The sequence below is a fragment of the Nocardia sp. 852002-51101_SCH5132738 genome, from assembly GCF_001665695.1.
GTDB lineage: Bacteria > Actinomycetota > Actinomycetes > Mycobacteriales > Mycobacteriaceae > Nocardia > Nocardia nova.
The window spans coordinates 1-1001 of record NZ_LZML01000097.1; the positions used below are offsets into that span (position 1 = coordinate 1).

At 65.7% G+C, this 1001-nt stretch carries 1 protein-coding gene; it reads right to left on the bottom strand.

Translation table 11 applies throughout. The annotated features are described in order from the left end of the window. Window positions 1-607: 607 nt before the first annotated feature. A complete protein-coding gene (locus A5789_RS36540; protein WP_156772981.1) occupies window positions 608-781 on the bottom strand; it encodes a hypothetical protein in 174 nt (57 codons plus the stop codon). Window positions 782-1001: the final 220 nt, after the last annotated feature.

Sequence of the window (1001 nt, forward strand, 5' to 3'; positions counted from 1 at the left end):
CTGAAAAGCGGAAGGTCGCCGGTTCGATCCCGGCCTTGGCCACCACATCCCCCTGACATATCACCTGGTCAGGGGGATTTTTCGTGTTCTTCGGCAATGAGGGCCGCTGCCAGGATTGACCGCTGGTATCCGCCCCGATCCGCGCAATGTCGCACGTTCGTTGCACGCGCCGACCGCCGGTCTACCGGCAACCGACTGCTCTTCCCCGCCTTCCTCATACTGGCCGCCCTCAGCGGAAGTCGGGCGTGTCAAGGATGCGCAGCACCGCGTAGCGGACGCCGTAGGTGGTCCTTGACTCGTTCGGCTGGAGCGAGACGATTCGGCTATGAGGAGGGTGGGGAAACCTCCGCCAACCCGCCCGGCGCCAGTGGCCCGGAGCTGAGCGCTCCTCTATCTACTAGATATAAGGCGAATTCGGCAGCGACCCGACGCAAGTTGTGGCGGAAACCCGATGCGGACGGAAGGACCGTCGTCCGCACCGGGTAACCGGTGTCCCGATGTGACCAGCATCGGGGGATCGGCTGGAGTCGACGTCGTTGGCGACTCACTCACCGGCGGCGCTGCCGGTGGCCGAAGCGGTGGGAAGGGGGCCGGAGCCCCCTCCGGGTCACTCGTAGGCGGCTGCGGGGTCGTAGCTGTCGGCGGCTGCCTGGCTGGCGATGTCCTGGAGGTGGTGCGGGTGGCAGCGGTAGGTGGTGCGTCCGAAGAGGGCGGGCTGGATCTCGGTGGCGGGGGCGTCGCAACCGCGGATTCCGCAGATGTAAGTGGTGGTGGTGCTCATCGGGAGGTCCTTCCTCGTTGCTGTGGTCGATCTGGGCTTGTCCAGACCGCCGGTGTGGGGTGCGGAAAAGGGTGGGCGAATGCCCATCACGAAGTGACGCGTAGCGCCCTTTGCAGTGCCCTGCGCCGGTGGTATGCCTTCGGCAGATCGTCCACAGCAATGGGGAAGGACCTCCCGATGAGCTCCACCACCACTTACATCTGCGGAATCCGCGGTTGCG